Genomic DNA, 16106 nt, shown 5'->3' with positions numbered 1-16106 from the left:
GGCCGGTTGGTGACGTGAACGGCTTCGTCAGCTCGGGAATCACCGAGGTCGCTATCGTCCTGCTCGACACCGACGAGGGCGTCACCGGCGTCGGCCTCGGCTCCCACCAGGACCTCGAGCAGCTGTTCCCCGCCCTCGAGGGCCAGGACCCGCGTGCCGTGGCGACCCTGTACGACAGGATGCTCGCCCGCGTGTTCAAGGCCGGCCATGCTGGCGCGACCTTCGCCGGCATCGGCACGTTCGACATGGCCCTGTGGGACATCAAGGCGAAACTCGCCGGCGAGCCCCTGTGGCGCCTCCTGGGCAGCGCAGACCGTTTTGTTGCCGGGTACGCATCGGGGCTCGACATCGCCCTCGATGACACCCAGCTCGCTGCCTTCTACACGACCATGGCCGAGCGCGGATTCAGTTCCGGCAAGCTCAAGGGCGGTCGCAGCGTCGACGACGACATCCGTCGCCTCGGTATCATCTCCGATTCCCTGCGACGCAATACACCGCACCCGGCGCTCATGCTCGACGCCAACGAATCCTGGAACCTCAAGCAGGCCGTGCGCCACATCGCCGCGGTCGAGGCCGTACACGACCTGACGTGGATCGAGGAGCCGCTGCGTCGCTGGGATGCCGCGGGCCACGCGCGCCTCACCCGCTCGATCCGCGCTGGCGTCGCGACGGGCGAGAATCTCACCGGGCTCGAGCAGTACACGCCGCTGTTCGACGCCGGCGCAGTCGACGTCGTGCAGGCCGGAAGCGTCTGGGGCATCACCCACTTCATCCGTGTCGCGCACGCGGCGAACAGTCGCGACCTGCCGATGAGCCCCGTTGGCCTCACCGCCAACCCCGCCGTCGCCCATGCGGCCGCAGCCATTCCCAACCATCTGTCCGCCGAGGTGCAGGATCTGGGTGCTCCGTTCGGCACCGCCATCGACGTCGAGTACGCGGACGGCGGCATCGTGCTCGGGGATGCTCCCGGCGTGGGCGTCTCCGTCGACGAGGAGGCCATCGCCCGCCGCGGCGATGCCGACGCGAGCTGGCTCATCAACGAAGGCCCCCACGTGCGTCCGGATCGCGCAGGTCTCCAACTCGTTGCAGAGCCCCCGTCGCTTCCCAGGGCCTGAGCCGTTCCGGCTCTACACTGAGACGCATGAGTGAGCACGCTTCCGATCCCGCACCGCTGAAGCGGTCGGTGCTGGCAGGCCCTCAGACCCGCATGCCCCCAGCTCGCTTGGGTGTCGCGGTCGTCGTTGATCTGGTTGCCGCGATCGTCACGGGCGAGCTCCAGCCGGGCGATGTGCTGCCGCCGGAAGGCACGCTCAGCCAGCGCTTCGGGGTGAGTCGCACGGTCATCCGTGAGTCCGTCAAACGCGTGGAGGAGAAGGGTCTCGTCGTGGTCGCCCAGGGGCGTGGCACGACCGTCAACCCGCCGAGCGCATGGAACGTGCTCGACCCCGTGGTGCTCTCGGCGCTCGTCGATCACGATGACACCCTCGGTGTGCTCGACGAGCTCACCATTGTTCGCGCGAGCCTTGAGGCGTCGATGGCCGCTGAGGCGGCTCGCCGCCAGAATCCTGAGTTCTCCGAGGAACTCCGCACGCTCTTCGAGCAGACCGAGCGTCACCTCGGCGACTTCGACTCGTACAACGACGCCGACGCCGCCTTCCACTACGCGATCATGGAGCAGTCGGGCATCCGCCTGGCCGCCAACATCACGCGCATCCTCTTCGCCCGGGCGCGGGAGAGCAGCCGCTTCACGGGCCACCACGGTGCCGACGCGATGGCGGTGACCCTCGAGGAGCATCGCTCGGTGCTCGACGCGATCACGCGCGGCGACGCCGATGCCGCCGCGAACGCCATGCACGACCACATCGCGAACGCCTGGGCTCGCCGTCGGCCGCAGGACCACGCGGGTCACTAGCCGGAGGTCCGCTCGAGAGCAGGGCGCGCCTCAGTCGAGGTGCCAGGCCTCGTCGAGCTCCTGCCAACGAGTGCCCTCCGGGGCATCCTCATCGAAACCGATCTGGCACGGGTCTGTGTAGGACCACCAGCGAACGGTCTCGGGATCCCTGGCCATCCTGGCCTGGTCTGCCTCGTAGTCGTCGCCCACGTACTCGTAGTAGCCGAAGAGGACGTCTCCACGGATGAAGATCGTGAAGTTGCGGATGCCGCATTCCGTGATCATCGCCTCGACCCCGGGCCACACAGCCGAGTGCAGCTCGAGGTACTCTGCGCGCTTCTCCGGGCGCACACGGCACACCATTCCGAACCTGCGAGTCATTCCTTCGTACCTCCTGCAGTCATTCCCGAGACCAGGAACCGCTGCGAGAAGAGGAAGATCAACAGCACGGGAGCTACTGCGAACAGCGTGGCGAGCGCCAGGGTGGGCAGGTCGATCGTCGTGGAGGACGCGTTCGTGGGATTGAACTGGGGCACGTTCGACAGCAGCTCCGCGATTCCCACCTGGATGGGCGCCTTACGACCCGGCACCATGACGTACGGCAGGAAGTAGTTGTTCCAGTTGCCCACGAAGCTGAAGAAGCCGACAAGAGCGATGACCGGGGTAGCCAGGGGCATTGCGACCTGCGCGAACACCCTGAATTCCCCCGCCCCGTCGATGCGTGCTGCGTTCAGCAGGTCACGTGACACCGTGGTCGAGAAGTAGATGTAGGTGAGGTAGACACCGAACGGGAAGAACGAGAAGGGAAGGATCACCGACAGCGGTGAACCCACGAGCTTCACGGCGCTCAACTCCAGGAAGATCGGAAGCACCAGCGCCGTGTTCGGGATGAGCATCACGATGAGCGTGATGGCCAACAGAAGCTGTCGACCCTTGAACTCGGTGAGTGCGAGCGCGTAGCCCGCAGGGATGCTGATCACCAGGGTGATCACGAGGGCCGCGAGCGAGTAGAACGCCGCATTGCCGAGCCAGACCCAGATCAGGCCGTTCTGGAAGCTCGTCAGGCTCTCCCAGTTGGCCGCGAACTGCTCGAACCCGCCGACCGAGAACGGTGCGTCGAGGAGCAGCTGGCGTGCATTCTTCGTGGGTGCGAGGAGGATCCAGAGGATGGGCGTGACGAAGAACAGCACGAACCCGACAACGATGATCCCTGCAACTCCGCGGCCCGTCCATTTCAGGGCGGTGCCGGCAGGACTAGTCGCGCTCAAAGAGACCTCCACGGAAGACGAAGAAGATGGACAGACCAAGGGCGACGACGAGCAGCACGAGCGAGATCGCCGCGGACCCGTTGAAGTCGTTCTGCTTGAACGCGTAGAGGAACGCGAGCTGGTTGAGCGAGTAGTCCTGCGGAACGACGCCGCGCGTGGCCTGGGAGAGCACGCGGGGTTCCACGAAAAGCTGCGTTCCCGCCGCAAGAGACAGAATGGCCATGTAGGCGATCCACTTGCGGAGCAGGGGAATCTGGATGTACCACGCCGTCGATACGGGTCCAGCGCCGTCGATGCGCGCGGCCTCCATGACATCCGTACTGATGTTGTTCAGGGCGCCGTACATGATGACGATCCATCCGCCGGCACCGGTCCAGAAGGCGATGATCGCGAGCACAACAGGAAGCTGGTCGAGTTGCACCGTGTCGACGAGTGTCTTGTTGCCGAGCGCTTCGAGGATGAAGGAGACGGGACTCACGGTCGGGTCGAGCACGAACAGCCAGAGCATGACGCTCGCGGCACCGGACAGCGCTCCCGGGATGTAGTAGATGAAGCGAGCCGTGTTGGACAACCAGCGCACTCGGATCGCATGGACGATCAGTGCGAGAAGCACGACGAAGAACAGCAATCCGATGAGCCAGACCACCACGTACAGGCCAACGTGGCCTACGGCGGGCCAGAAGCGGTAGTCGCTGAAGATCCTGACGAAGTTGTCGAACCCGACAAAGGCGTTCTGCTTGGTGAAGGCCAGGAAGATCGCGTACAGGGCGGGGAGGATCCCGAAGACGACGAGGAAAAGGGTGTAGCCACTCACGAAGACACGACCGATGGTGGCCTGCGTTCGGGTGACGCTGCCGGCGCGCTCGTGGCGAACGCCGGCTGGCTGCCGACCCGTCTCCGGATCGGCAGCCAGCTGGGTGTTTGTGCTCATGTGAGTTGTGTAATCAGTTTCGAGTAGGGAGTGTTACTGGATGGTGTAGCCGACGACCTGGGCTTCGTTCTCCATCTCGGTCTGCCACGCATCCGCGACATCCGCGATCGTCTGTCCGGCAGCGAGGGCCGGGATGACCACCTTGGAGTACGAGGTCTCAGCACTGAAGTTGGGGAAGCCCCAGCCACTCCACACGCTCGATGCCGCGGTGCCGATCGCTGTCTCGAAATCGCCGGCGAAGAATCCGCTGGACGCCTGGTCGGCGACCCACGTGTCTGCAGCTTCCTGGTACGCGGGGAGTCCACCGGTACCGGCGGTCTCCGGGTCGCTCACGATGTACTCGAGGAACGTCTTGACCGCCTCGAGGTTCTGCGAGTGGCTGGAGGCGAACCAGGTTCCACCACCGACGTTGCCGGTGACCTTCTCGTCACCGTCCCAGAACAGCGGCTCTGCCGAGCCCCACTGGCCCTCGGCGGCGTTGATGCTGTCGGGGTTCTGGAAGAGCGCACCCGCGTACCAGGCCGGACCGGGGATTCCGACGAGCTTGTCGGACTGGGCCACGAACTCGGCGCTGAAGACGCTGTCCTGGATGAGGCTGCCGTTGGCGACCATCGTGTCGAGCATGTCGGTCACACGCACCGAGTTGGGTGCGTTGACATCCGAGCTGAAGGTGTTGCCGTCGACCGTGAAGATCGGGGCAGCGCCCGCCCAGTAGTAGACGTACGGACCGACGAAGCTGTCACCGACGGAACCGAGGAAGTAGCCGGGGTGTTCCGTGGAGAGCTTCTCGCCGAGCGCCTCGTACTCCTCCCACGTGGTCGGAACCTCGTAGCCGAACTGGTCCATGAGCTCCTGGTTGTACCAGTAGAGGACCGGGGCCAGGTCGTTGCGCAGACCGTAGACGGTGCCGTCAACGGTCAGCGGGTCGAGGGCACCGGGGGTGAAGCCATCGAGGAAGTCCTCGTCGAAGTAGCCCTTGTTGAGCGGAGCTGCGAAGGCCTGGACACCATTGGCTTCCTTGGATGCCCACGAGGCGTCGTTGTTCTGCGTGGAGAACACGACGTCCGGCCATCCCTCGCCCGCCTGGTCGGCGAGGGCGATCTTGGTCTGGAAGGTCGCCGAGCCGCTGGCGGAGCCGTCGTCGACAACGAGGTTGACCTCGATCTCGGGATGCGCGGCCTGGAAGGCCTCGACGGCTGGCTGGCGCGTGGCATCCGCCCAGATGGTGATGGGGCTGTCCGCAACCTGCTCCGCGGTGGCGAAGCCGTAGTCGGAATTTACTTCGGAGGAACCGCCCGAGCACGCGGCAAGCAGACCAGCGACCGCTACAGCAGCGGTGGCGGCGAGAATGCGGCGGGATCGAATGAACGGTCGGCGATGCTGTGATGACATGTCGCGTGCCTTTCTGGGTCGACGTCGTTGACGACAAGCCCGCCGGTTGCGGCGGTATACGTAGTAGATCATACATGTGACGTATCCGCAATCGTCGAGAGCCAGTCTGGCACTTCAGGATCACTCCGCCCCTAGTCTGGGACCCCGTTCAGCAGCCAGTTGATGCCGAACCTGTCGACGAGCATCCCGAATCGATCACCCCACGGAGCGATCTCGAAGGGCGCGGTGATGGTCGCGCCGTCGGAGAGGCGATCCCAATAGCCGGTGAGTTCGGCATTGTCGTCGCCGTGGACGGAGACCGAAACGTTGTCCCCCGGGTTCAACTCCATGACGTTCGGCACGTCAGCAGCTTGCAGGATGAGTCCGGCAGGGGTCTCGAGCTGCGAGTGCATGACCTTCTCGAACTCCGCCGGATCCTCGCTCATCTGCATCTCCCCGAAGGTCATGATGCTGAGCTCTCCGCCGAATACGGTCTGGTAGAACTCCATCGCCTCGCGAGTGTTCTCGCGAAAGTTGAGGTAGGGGTTGAGGTGGGTTGCCATGGGAACTCCCTTGTTCGTGATGTCGGCTCGCACACTTGCTTGCCTCCAGAAAATACCGTGCCGGGGCGACACGGCAACCCCCGCAGACGAAACGAGCCCCGCCACACCGTGAGGTGGGCGGGGCTCGTCGCGCGCGGCGGGACGGCTACCGGATGGCGATCGTTCCTGCGCTGGTCTTGCTGACGGGGCTGTACCCGGTCTTACTTCCCGTCACGACGACGGTGATCAGCTTCCCGCGGTCGGCCGGTGTCACCTTGTACGTCTTCGCGGTAGCACCCGGGATGGAGACCCCGTCCCGCTTCCACTGGTAGGTGAAAGTGACGTTGGAGTCCCAGGTGCCGGGAACAACGGAGACTTTGGTGTCGACCTTGAACGTGCCGCTCGTGGTGGGTACGGGCGTCCTCACGAGTGAGGCGGGCGTGACGGCCACGCCGCCACTCGTCTTGGTGATCGTGGTGTAGCCCACTCGCGTCCCCGTCACGGTGACCTTGAGCGTCTGCCCCGCCTTCGCAAGGTCAGGCGTGTACGTGGCCGACGTGGCCCCGTTGATCGCAATACCGTTGGCGTACCAGCGGTACGTCAGCTGGGCGCCCGGATCCCACGCACCTGGCACAGCCGTGACGGGGACACCCACCTTGACGATTCCGCTGAACGTCGGGATGGAGGACGTGATGATGCCGGCCGCCACCTCCCGCGTCGCCGCGCTCCGCTTGGTGACCGGGACGTATCCCGCCTTCGTTCCCGTCACAGTGACCGTGAGGATGGCGCCCAGTCGTGAAGCCGTGGGCGTGTACGACGACTTGGTGGCTCCAACGATGGGGTCAGCGCCCGCGTACCACTGGTAGGCCAGTGCGGTGTTGGACGTCCACGTTCCGGGGACCGCAACGAGCTCCGAGCCCACCCGCACCACACCGGTGATGGTGGGGGCCGGGGTCAGCGCGAGAGTCGCCAGCGCTACAGCCACCGTGCTCTCACTCGTCTTGGTGATCGTCGTGTATCCGGTCTTCGTGCCGGTGACGGATACCGTGATCGTCGACCCCACCAGGGCAGCACCGGGCGTGAACGTCGAGCCTGTGGCGGATGCCACGGGCTGGCCGTTCGCGAACCACTGGTACGTGAGCACGGTCCCCTGGTCCCAGGTGCCGGGCACCGCAGTCAGCGGTGCGTCGACCTTCGGGGTGCCGGTGATCGTGGGCACAGGTGTCGTGGTCAGGTCGCCGGCGAGGACCGCCGCGGATCCTTCGCTCGTCTTCGTGACCGTCTCATACCCCGCCTTGGTGCCCGTGACCGAGACAGTCAGAACGGCCCCGTACTCTGCGGCGCCCGGCGTGAACTCCGCCGAGGTCGCAGAGGCGATCGGCTGGTCACCCGCGAACCATTGGTACGTGAGGGTGGTGTCGGCATCCCACGTTCCCGGGAGCGCCGAGAGCAGCACTCCCACCTGCGGTGTGCCGAGGATGGTCGGGACCGGGGTCGGGTTCAGGGTGCCAGCGATGACGGCTGCCGTCGCCTCGCTCGTCTTGGTGACGGGTGTGTACCCGGGCTTCGATCCCGTGACCGCGACCGTGATGACTGCACCCAGACGCGTCGGGCCGGGCGTGAACTCGGCGGCGATCGCGCCGTCGATGGCCTCGTCGTCCGCGTACCACTGGTAGGCGAGGTCGGTTCCCGAGTCCCACGTTCCCGAGGCCGCCGTCAGCGTGACGCCAACCTTCGCGGTGCCGGAGATCGTCGGAACGGGAGTCTCGGTCAGGTCACCAGCGGCGACCTCCTCCGTCGGCTCACTCGTCTTCGTCGTGGTGGCGTACCCCGTCTTCGTCGCGGTGGCCGAGAAGGTGATCTCGGTGCCGACCTCAGCCGCGCCGGGGGCGAAGGTGAGGGACGTGGCATCCGCAATCGGGGTTCCGTCGGCGTACCACTGGTAGGCCAGCGAAGTGCCAGAATCCCAGTCGCCGACGGTGGCCTCGAGCTCGAAGCCGACCTTCGGAGTACCCGAGACCGTGGGCACCGGAGCCAGCGTGAGGTCGCCTGCGGCGACCGCCGCCGTGGCAACACTGCTCTTCTTCACAGTGACGTAGTTCTCGCGAGTGCTCGTGACCTCTGCGGTGATGAAAGCACCGACGAGGCTCGGACCGGGCGTGAACGTCGTGCCCGTGACGCCCTCGAGGGGCTCATCGTTGGCGTACCACTGGTAGGTCTGGGCCGAGCCGGAATCCCACGTGCCGGGCACGAGGGTGAGCTCGTTGTCGACCTTGGCCGTGCCCGTGATCGTCGGCGTGGGCTGCAGCACCTGCGCGGCCTCGGTCACGGTGACCGGAGCGCTCGTCCTTGTTGTTGTCGGGAAACCGGCCTTGGTTCCGGTCACGGCAACAGTGATGGACGAGCCGATCTGGGCGATCGTCGGCGTGTACGTGGAGCTCGTGGCGCCCTGGATCGGGGTGCCGTTGGCCGACCACGCGTAGGTGAGGGCCGTTCCGTCATCCCACTGTCCGGGGACAGCGCCGAGCGCGGAGAGCGCGGAGAGCGTGCCGTTGATGGACGGGGTCGGAGTCAGCACGAACTCGCCAGCGGTGATCGCCTCAGTGGCCACACTCGTCTTGGAGACCGCGGTGGTACCGAACTTGTTACCGGTGACCGTCACGGTGACGGTCGTGCCGAGCTGGTTGGCCACGGCCGGCACGAAGGACGGACCGGTGCCGCCGTTGCCGGAACTCACGTTGGTGCTGACACCGCCGCTGACCGTCGCCCACTGGTAGGTGAGGTACGTGCCCGGCTCCCAGCCGGTGCTCACGGCTGTGAGGCGCTTGCCGAACTGCGGGGTTCCCGTGATCGTCGGGACCGCAGGATCCTGAACCCGACGCGTGACTGCGGCAGTTGCGGCGCTCACCGTCGTGACGGGTGAGAGGGCGCCGTTGGATCCGGTCACGGAGACCGAGATCGTGAGGCCCGCGCTGGCACCGTCGAGGGTGTAAGTGGAGGCGGTTGCGCCGGCGATGGGCGTGCCATCCGCGAGCCACTGGTACGCGAACGTCGTGCCAGAGGCCCAACCATCCGTGACGGCCGTCAGCGTCTGGCCGACGGTCGGCGTGCCCGTGATGGTCGGCAGGGCCGAGGGGCTGACCGGCTCGGAGCCGATGACGATGCTCGGGGCGCACATCACACATGTCGAACCGAGGGTGCTCGCCCTGGCGGTCGCGCTCAGCGTCGCGCCCGTCGTGCCCACGTTCGGAACGGCGGTGAAGGACACGGTGGAGGTAGCCGCGACCGCAGTGCTCGGCACCGTCCAGGTGAGCGTGTTGTCGGTGAGGACGAGCCCGGCCGGCAGGGTGCCCAGCACCGACTTGTCGAGGATGTTCGTGACATCCACGGTGACGATGCTTCCCGTCTGCGCGACCTTGCCCGTGTTGCGGCTCGTCAGCGTGAAGGTCGCAGTGTCACCCGGGTTGACCGGTGCGGTGGGGCCAGTCAACGAGAGGTTGAACTTGGCCGGCCACGGAGCCTTGGTGGTGCCGTAGAGCCAGGGCTGGAAGAACGCGGTCAGGCTGCGGCCGGAGATCTCCTCGGCGAGGGCGATGAAGTCGGCGGTGCGCTTGCTCGTGCCGCCGTAGCGGTGCTGCCACTCGTACATCACCTGGTTGAAGGCGGCGGAGCCGATGGCGGTGCGGAGCGCTTCGAGAGTCCACGAGCCGCGGGTGTACACCTGCTGGCCGAAGAGCTGCGATGCCTGCGTCATCCCTGCGGTCGGGGTCGTCCAGAGCGAGCCCGACCCGTTGCTGCTGTTCCACGAGGAGTAGTAGCTGTTCTCGTTGGTCGTGGTGCTGCTGCCGACGCTCTCGTACGCGACCAGGTTCTCGGCGTAGGTTGCGGGGCCCTCGTTGAGCCAGATGTCGTTCCAGTCGACGGGCGAGACGTTGTCACCCCACCACTGGTGCATGATCTCGTGGATGGTCGTGCCGCGGCTCGCGGAAGTCGGGAAGAACGAGCGATCCTGGGTCTCGAGTGCGTAGTTGATCGCGCTCGGAACCACGTCCGTGACGAGACCCGTGCTGTTGCCGGGGTAGGGCCCGAACTTGGACTCGAGGTAGTCGAGGATCTCCTTCATCTGGGCACGCGTGGTGAGAGTGGTGTTCTGGTTCGACGCCGAGATCGCCGGGTCGATGAACGTCCACTCCGGGATGGTGCGACCGCTGGCCAACGCGATCTGCGACTCGTACATGTCGTAGCGACCGATGGAGATGAGCGAGAGTTCGCTCGCCATGGGCTTGGCCTGGTTCCACACCCACGTGGTGCGCGTGCCGTCCTCGCTCGGGGTGCGGGAGACGAGTTCACCGTTGCTGACGGCCGCGGCATCCTTCAGTCCGGGGTTGGCCGAGACGGACTGATTCGAGGTCGTGAGCTTGCTCGGGATGTTGAGCTTGATCGTGTACGTCGCCTTGTCGCGCGGCGTGTTGTTGTTGGGGAACGCCGTCATCGCGCCGACGGGCTGGTTGACGAACGTCGCGCCGTCGGTCGTGGCGTTCCACCCCTCGGAGGAGCCGTCAGTGTCGGTGTGCGCGACCGGACGCCCGGAGTAGTTGACGACGGTGGTGAACTCACCCGACACCGGCACGGACGGCGTGACGATGAGCTTGTGCGAGTCAGTCGTCGCGTTGTTGGTCGTGGTGTTCTCGATGCGACTGAAGGTGGCTGGCTCGCCGTTGACCGTCACCGAGTTGACATTGAGCGTCGCGTTGGCGAGCGTGCTCGTCGACCCCTGGAAGTCGAACGAGTAGGACGAGAGGGGGGCGCCCGTGGTCTGGGCGAGGATCGTCGCGGTCGCTGCCGGGAACGTCGTCGTTGCCGCCGCGTTGTTGGTGCTCGACACCGCCACGTTGACGGTCAGGTCGATGTCGTAGTGGAGCGCGTCGTAGCCCGTGTTGCCCTGGTTGGGGAACAGGCTGTCGCCTGCACTGAGACCGCCGGCGATCGGAGCATCATCGGCGAGCGCCGCGGTGGCCAGCGGTATCTGCGCCGCGCCGAGCAGCGCGCTGATGGTGATCGCCGCGACGATGCGACTGGATCGCGCGTGCGTCTTCTTCGAACGCTGCGGCGCGACGGCGTGAGGGGGGAGTGACTCGTGCATGGCGTGGGGCTCCTGCTGTCCGGATACCTGAGAAGGGTGAGAGCTGGAGCATAGGGAGCGATTATTTCTTGCGTGTTTCCCCCAGGAGCTTGGTGGAAACTTGCACAAATCTTGCTAATCGAGCCACTTTTCGCTCATTTCACGAGCCAATTTCAAAGAACGTGCGTTGTGAAAGTGTCTATTCCTCAGCGACGAATCTGTCTACGGCGAGGCCATCCCCGACGATCCCATGACCCTCTCGACGTCCATGAGGATCGCCACTCGCTCGGGGTTCACCCGTGGCGGTCGGTAGCGCCCCGTGTACAGCTCGACCGCTTCGGCGACGGATGAGGCATCCCTCTCGATCCGCGCCGTGCCGACGAGCGTGATCCATCGCGCGCCCTCGACCTGGCTGATCGTGGCGTGGGAATTGCGTTCGATGTTCTTGACCTTCTGCGACCCACCACTGGTGATCACTCTGGCGACACCGTCGACCAGCGTGAAGCCGACGGGCACGACGTGAATGGTGCCATCCGGCCCGAACGTGGACAGGGTGGCGAGGTGGTAGTCGGTGACGAACTGCTGGGCTTCTGGAGTGAGGGTCACGCCGTCAAGCGTGCCACGACTCGGAGGGAACGCACGAACTAGCGATGTATCGTTAAGTATCGCTAGGTGTCGTCCGATGCTTGGCAGATATCGAGAAAGGGCACGGCATGCGCACTTCATCCTCTGCCGGATTCGACCTCTGGGAGGCCGTCGACGGGCTTCGCGAGGCCTTCGCACCACGCGTCGCCAGCCGTATGGGACGCGGCGACATCCGCACGGCGATCCTCGCCGTACTGACCGAGCAGCCCATGCACGGCTACCAGATCATCCAGGCCATCGAGACCCGCACCCGCGGCTCGTGGAAGCCGAGCCCCGGCTCGATCTACCCGACACTCCAGCTCCTGGCCGACGAAGGTCTCGTGAGCGCCGAGCAGGTCGGCGAGCGCAAGGTGTACTCGCTCACTGAGGCCGGCCGCGAGGCCGCGGCGGATGCGGCGAGCGGACCGCTCCCCTGGGAGTCGACCGGACGGTCGCACGACGCCGAAGCCAAGGTCGCGTTGCCCAAGGCGGGAGCCAAGCTCGCGCAGGCGGTGGCCCAGGTCGCCTCCAGCGGCAGCCCCGAGCAGGCGGAGCGCGCGGTCGCCGTCATCGACGAGGCTCGCCGCAAGGTCTACGCGATCCTCGCCGAGGACTGAGGGGATGCCGGATAACGGCACACGCCCCGAACCACCCGAGCGGATGCATCGCGCCCGCTACCGCCGCATCATGCGCTTCGCCTCGCGTGTGCTCGTGCAGTCGTGGTGGTTCGAGCTCGTGCTGCCGCGCTTCGGGCTGCGGGCCTTCGCCGCTCGTGGACGCATCAAGCGCCTCCAGAAACAGGCGCGACGCTTCCACACCCTCGCCGCCGACCTCGGTGGACTCATGATCAAGGTCGGGCAGTTCATGTCGTCCCGCCTCGACGTGCTGCCCCCCGAGATCACCCGCGAGCTCGAAGGACTCCAGGATGAGGTGGCGCCCGAGTCTTTCGAGAGGATTCGTGCGCAGACCGAAGCGGAACTGGGGATGCCACTTGAGCAGGCGTTCGCCGCGTTCGAGCCCGTACCCATTGCCGCGGCATCCCTCGGCCAGGCGCACCGCGCACGCCTCTCCCCCGGCATCGCCGCGGACATCGGCTTCGAGGACGTCGTCGTCAAGGTACAGCGACCCGGGATCGAGTCGATCGTCGCGGTGGACCTGGCCGCGCTGAGGCGGGTGGCCCGCTGGTTGTCGCGAGTGCGGATCGTGTCATCCCGCGCCGACGCGCCCGCTCTCGTGGAGGAGTTCGCCACGACGAGCCTCGAGGAGATCGACTACCTGCACGAAGGCGCCAGCGCCGAGCGTTTCGTCGCGGACTTCGGTGACGACGAGCGCGTACGCGCACCCGTCGTGGTCTGGGATCGCACCACCCTGCGAGTGCTCACCCTCTCGGATGTCACGGCCATCAAGATCACCGACACTGCGGGCCTTCTCGCTGCGGGCATCGAGCCGGCCGAGGTGGCGCAGGAACTCGCGCGTGCGACGTTCCAGCAGATCTTCGTCGCGGGGTTCTTCCACGCCGACCCGCATCCCGGCAACATCTTCGTGACGCCGGAGGCCGCGGGCGGCTGGCACCTCACCTATATCGACTTCGGGATGATGGGTGAGATCAGCGATTCGCTGCGTGCGGGGCTGCGCGACTTCATCCTCGCCGTCGTCTCGCGCGACTCCCGCGCGCTTGTCGCCTCACTCGAGCGCCTGGACGTGCTCCTGCCGACCACAGACACCGACGAGCTCGAACGCGCGATGGCCGCCCTGTTCGATCGCTTCGGCGGTATGGGTGTTGCGGAGCTGCAGACCATCGACCCGCGCGAACTCGAGGTCTTCGCGTCGCGCTTCGGTGAGACCATTCGCTCGCTGCCGTTCCAGCTCCCGGAGAACTTCCTGCTTCTGGTGCGCACGATCTCGCTCATCTCGGGTGTGACGAGCGCCCTCAACCGCGACTTCAACATGTGGGATGCCGTCGACCCGTTCGCGCGGACCGTGCTGAACAACAGCGGAGGGAACGCCCTCCGGGGCTTCGGCCAGCAGGCGCTGTCGCTCGCGAACACGGTAGCGCGACTTCCGAAGCGACTCGACGAGCTCACTGCGCGCTTGGATCGCGGGCAGGTGGCTGTGCGCACCCCCGAGCTGGATCTGCGCGTGCGACGGCTCGAACGTGCGGTCGGCAGGATCGGGTCGGCTGTGGTGTTCGCGGGGCTCCTGATTGCCGGGGTGCTGCTGCGGCCCACGGATGAGGTGCTGGGGTGGGTGCTCATGGGCGCGTCGGCGCTGCCACTGCTCCACGTGCTGCTGGGTGGGCGCGGGAGGTAGCTGCTGGCGCGGGTTGCGCGGGCCCTGCTTCGCCGAGTGTTCCGATATGGCTGTCATTTCAGTGGTTTTGGCAGCCATATCGGAACACTCGGGATGGCTGCACCGCGTCGAGTCAACGTTGCGGAGGATGGCGCGCCGCCGCGACCCGCGGACGCTCACGCGTTGCGGCGCGCCATCCTCCGCAACGTCAGCGCGCTCAGCCCTTCGCGAGCAGGGCGCGCAGCGTGTGCTCGACCCGCAGTGGTTCCCGCCCGGTGATGGACGCGAGTGCGGGATCGACGACGGTGAACTCGCCGCGGCGAGCGGCTTGGAACATCCCGAGGGAGAAGTCCGCGACGATGGGCGGCAGTCCTCGCCCGATCGCCGCTGCCCGCCACTCGTCGTCCCCGATCGTGACGCGCGTGATCGTGCGGCCGGTGAGTTCGCTCAGGATGCGCGACACCTCGCCGAGGTCGAGTGCGACAGAGGCGGTGAGGGGTGACGAGATGCCGGAGACCAGTGTCGGATCTGCGAGGACTCTGGCCGCGGCATCCGCGAGGTCCTCGTGCGCGGTCCAGGAGACCGGCCCGTCCTCGGGCACCACGATCTCGCCCGTGGCCAGCGCACTTTCGAGGTGGATGCCGAGAGCGTTGGCGTAGAAGCCGTTGCGCAGCGCGACGTAGGGCACCCCTGTGTTGGCCAAGTGCTGCTCCGTGGCCGCGTGAACTCGCTGGGGTGGAAACAGCGAGTCCGGCGAGGCAGCCTGATGGCTCGTGTACAGGATGCGCGAGGCTCCAGCCGCAACGGCTGCATCGATGGCCGCCGCATTCGCCTCGAAGGCTCCGCCTCCCCGAATCGCTGCGGACACCACGAGCACCTGGCCAGCTCCCTCGAAGGCGTGCTCAAGGGTCCCCGGGTCGGTGAAGTCGCCCGCGCGCACCCGCACCCCACGCGCGGCCAGCGGGGCTGCCTTGTCCACGTCCCGCACGCTGACTCCCACGGATGCCGCGGGCACAAGCTCCAGTAGGCGCTCGACGATCTGGCTCCCGAGGGTGCCCGTCGCTCCGGTCACAATTATCATCGATAACTCCTTTTTGTTTACGTTGATAACGCACGCTATCACAGTGTTTATCGGCGGTAACACAGTTCTGATATCGTCGTTTCATGGCTGAACCGAACGAAACGCGCGAGGACACCCGCACGCAGATCGTCGAGGCAGCAGCGGCACTACTCCGCGACCAGGGCGCCGCGGCGGTGACCACTCGCGGCGTGGCCGATGCCGCTGGAGTTCAAGCGCCGACGATCTACCGCCTCTTCGGCGACAAGGATGGGCTGCTCGACGCCGTAGCCGAGACCGTGATGGAACGGCACGTCCTTCTCAAGGAGAGCAGCACCGAGACGGACCCCATCGAGAGCCTGCGATCCGGATGGCGCGCGCAGATCGAGTTCAGTCTCGCCAACCCGGAGCTCATGAGGCTCCTCACGGCACGGGAGCACCGCTCCCCCGCGCTGGAGGCCGGCATCGAGGTTCTCCGTGACCGCATCCGAGGCATCGCTGCGGCAGGCCTGCTCACTGTGAGTCCCGAACGCGCACTCGGGATGATCCACGCCGCGGGAACGGGCGTGACGCAGACGCTGCTCGCCCTCCCGCCCGACGAGCGCGACTTCGGCATCTCCGACGCGCTGTTCGATGCGGTGATCGCAGCCATCACAGTCACGGATGCCACGCCACCAAGCTCCGCGATCCCACTCACCAACGCCCTCGCCGCCGCAGTACCCGACCTGCCCGGACTGAGCCAGAGCGAGCGCTCCCTCCTCGCGGAGTGGCTGAACCGTTCGGTGCGCAGCGCGGAGAGCTAGCGCGCAAGTACATCGCCGAGACTCCAGCCGTGGTGACTCTTGCCACGCGAGAACTCGCCACGCCTGGAGTCTCGAAGCGCCACCCTGTCGAATTCGCGCCACTTCGTTCGTCGTTCGTGCGAGGAGGCAACGATGGACGAAGAGCACAACACCGACGTGGAGACGCGGGAGCGCGACATCCGCTGGATCGACCAGATTCCGGCAGCGC

General features: G+C 66.3%; 13 protein-coding genes. 5 read left to right on the top strand and 8 right to left on the bottom strand.

Features of this window, described 5'->3' with window-relative positions; genetic code table 11:
* The first annotated feature begins 14 nt into the window (after positions 1 to 14).
* Together HDC94_RS05515 and HDC94_RS05510 are read left to right on the top strand one after the other, a co-directional pair.
* A complete protein-coding gene (locus HDC94_RS05515) occupies positions 15 to 1115 on the top strand; it encodes a mandelate racemase/muconate lactonizing enzyme family protein (protein WP_308495635.1) in 1101 nt (366 codons plus the stop codon).
* A gap of 26 nt (positions 1116 to 1141) precedes the next feature.
* Positions 1142 to 1912 (top strand): FadR/GntR family transcriptional regulator, encoded by a 771-nt coding sequence (locus HDC94_RS05510; RefSeq protein ID WP_179495634.1) that lies wholly within the window; start codon positions 1142 to 1144, stop codon positions 1910 to 1912.
* 30 nt (positions 1913 to 1942) lie between these two features.
* Here HDC94_RS05510 and HDC94_RS05505 read toward each other — a convergent pair whose 3' ends face one another.
* The 7 genes from HDC94_RS05505 to HDC94_RS05480 all read right to left on the bottom strand — a co-directional run bounded on the left by HDC94_RS05505 (position 1943) and on the right by HDC94_RS05480 (position 11731).
* Positions 1943 to 2272 (bottom strand): L-rhamnose mutarotase, encoded by a 330-nt coding sequence (locus tag HDC94_RS05505; protein WP_179495632.1) that lies wholly within the window; start codon positions 2270 to 2272, stop codon positions 1943 to 1945.
* Positions 2269 to 3159 carry a carbohydrate ABC transporter permease gene (locus tag HDC94_RS05500; protein WP_218870462.1) on the bottom strand — a complete coding sequence of 297 codons (891 nt, stop codon included), beginning with the start codon at positions 3157 to 3159 and terminating at the stop codon, positions 2269 to 2271. Before HDC94_RS05500 ends, HDC94_RS05505 begins: the two co-directional genes overlap by 4 nt.
* Positions 3146 to 4090, bottom strand: a complete 945-nt coding sequence (locus HDC94_RS14430; RefSeq protein ID WP_218870460.1) for a carbohydrate ABC transporter permease — start codon at positions 4088 to 4090, stop codon at positions 3146 to 3148. The genes HDC94_RS05500 and HDC94_RS14430 overlap by 14 nt, the downstream gene beginning before the upstream one ends.
* Before the next feature lie 33 nt (positions 4091 to 4123).
* Complete coding sequence (locus tag HDC94_RS05495; protein WP_179495628.1) at positions 4124 to 5482, bottom strand: ABC transporter substrate-binding protein; 1359 nt, start codon at positions 5480 to 5482, stop codon at positions 4124 to 4126.
* Between the two features lie 131 nt (positions 5483 to 5613).
* Positions 5614 to 6024: a VOC family protein gene (locus HDC94_RS05490; RefSeq protein ID WP_179495626.1), complete on the bottom strand. Its 411-nt coding sequence runs from the start codon at positions 6022 to 6024 to the stop codon at positions 5614 to 5616.
* A 145-nt stretch (positions 6025 to 6169) separates the two neighbouring features.
* Positions 6170 to 11146: a M1 family aminopeptidase gene (locus HDC94_RS05485; protein WP_179495624.1), complete on the bottom strand. Its 4977-nt coding sequence runs from the start codon at positions 11144 to 11146 to the stop codon at positions 6170 to 6172.
* Positions 11147 to 11347: 201 nt separating this feature from the next.
* Entirely contained in the window at positions 11348 to 11731 is a 384-nt protein-coding gene (locus tag HDC94_RS05480) for a TIGR03618 family F420-dependent PPOX class oxidoreductase (RefSeq protein ID WP_308495634.1), read from the bottom strand.
* 107 nt (positions 11732 to 11838) lie between these two features.
* On the opposite strand from HDC94_RS05480, the gene HDC94_RS05475 reads away from it, so the two are divergent.
* Positions 11839 to 12366, top strand: a complete 528-nt coding sequence (locus HDC94_RS05475; RefSeq protein ID WP_179495620.1) for a PadR family transcriptional regulator — start codon at positions 11839 to 11841, stop codon at positions 12364 to 12366.
* A 4-nt stretch (positions 12367 to 12370) separates the two neighbouring features.
* Positions 12371 to 14059 (top strand): AarF/ABC1/UbiB kinase family protein, encoded by a 1689-nt coding sequence (locus HDC94_RS05470; protein WP_179495618.1) that lies wholly within the window; start codon positions 12371 to 12373, stop codon positions 14057 to 14059.
* A 196-nt stretch (positions 14060 to 14255) separates the two neighbouring features.
* On the opposite strand, the gene HDC94_RS05465 is transcribed toward HDC94_RS05470, so the two are convergent.
* Positions 14256 to 15119: an NAD(P)H-binding protein gene (locus HDC94_RS05465; RefSeq protein ID WP_179495616.1), complete on the bottom strand. Its 864-nt coding sequence runs from the start codon at positions 15117 to 15119 to the stop codon at positions 14256 to 14258.
* 83 nt (positions 15120 to 15202) lie between these two features.
* On the opposite strand from HDC94_RS05465, the gene HDC94_RS05460 reads away from it, so the two are divergent.
* Positions 15203 to 15898 (top strand): TetR/AcrR family transcriptional regulator, encoded by a 696-nt coding sequence (locus tag HDC94_RS05460; RefSeq protein WP_179495614.1) that lies wholly within the window; start codon positions 15203 to 15205, stop codon positions 15896 to 15898.
* Positions 15899 to 16106 lie beyond the last annotated feature (208 nt).

The sequence above is a fragment of the Leifsonia sp. AK011 genome (assembly GCF_013410945.1).
Lineage (GTDB): Bacteria > Actinomycetota > Actinomycetes > Actinomycetales > Microbacteriaceae > Rhodoglobus.
This window is presented reverse-complemented; position numbering and strand designations above follow the sequence as displayed.

What these genes read in the sequence shown, in the direction of transcription:
- HDC94_RS05475 (WP_179495620.1), top strand. Translation starts at nt 11,839, where the DNA reads ATGCGCACTTCATCCTCTGCCGGATTCGACCTCTGGGAGGCCGTCGAC.
- HDC94_RS05485 (WP_179495624.1), bottom strand. Translation starts at nt 11,146, where the DNA reads ATGCACGAGTCACTCCCCCCTCACGCCGTCGCGCCGCAGCGTTCGAAG.
- HDC94_RS05470 (WP_179495618.1), top strand. Translation starts at nt 12,371, where the DNA reads ATGCCGGATAACGGCACACGCCCCGAACCACCCGAGCGGATGCATCGC.
- HDC94_RS05460 (WP_179495614.1), top strand. Translation starts at nt 15,203, where the DNA reads ATGGCTGAACCGAACGAAACGCGCGAGGACACCCGCACGCAGATCGTC.
- HDC94_RS05505 (WP_179495632.1), bottom strand. Translation starts at nt 2,272, where the DNA reads ATGACTCGCAGGTTCGGAATGGTGTGCCGTGTGCGCCCGGAGAAGCGC.
- HDC94_RS05465 (WP_179495616.1), bottom strand. Translation starts at nt 15,119, where the DNA reads ATGATAATTGTGACCGGAGCGACGGGCACCCTCGGGAGCCAGATCGTC.
- HDC94_RS05490 (WP_179495626.1), bottom strand. Translation starts at nt 6,024, where the DNA reads ATGGCAACCCACCTCAACCCCTACCTCAACTTTCGCGAGAACACTCGC.
- HDC94_RS14430 (WP_218870460.1), bottom strand. Translation starts at nt 4,090, where the DNA reads ATGAGCACAAACACCCAGCTGGCTGCCGATCCGGAGACGGGTCGGCAG.
- HDC94_RS05495 (WP_179495628.1), bottom strand. Translation starts at nt 5,482, where the DNA reads ATGTCATCACAGCATCGCCGACCGTTCATTCGATCCCGCCGCATTCTC.
- HDC94_RS05510 (WP_179495634.1), top strand. Translation starts at nt 1,142, where the DNA reads ATGAGTGAGCACGCTTCCGATCCCGCACCGCTGAAGCGGTCGGTGCTG.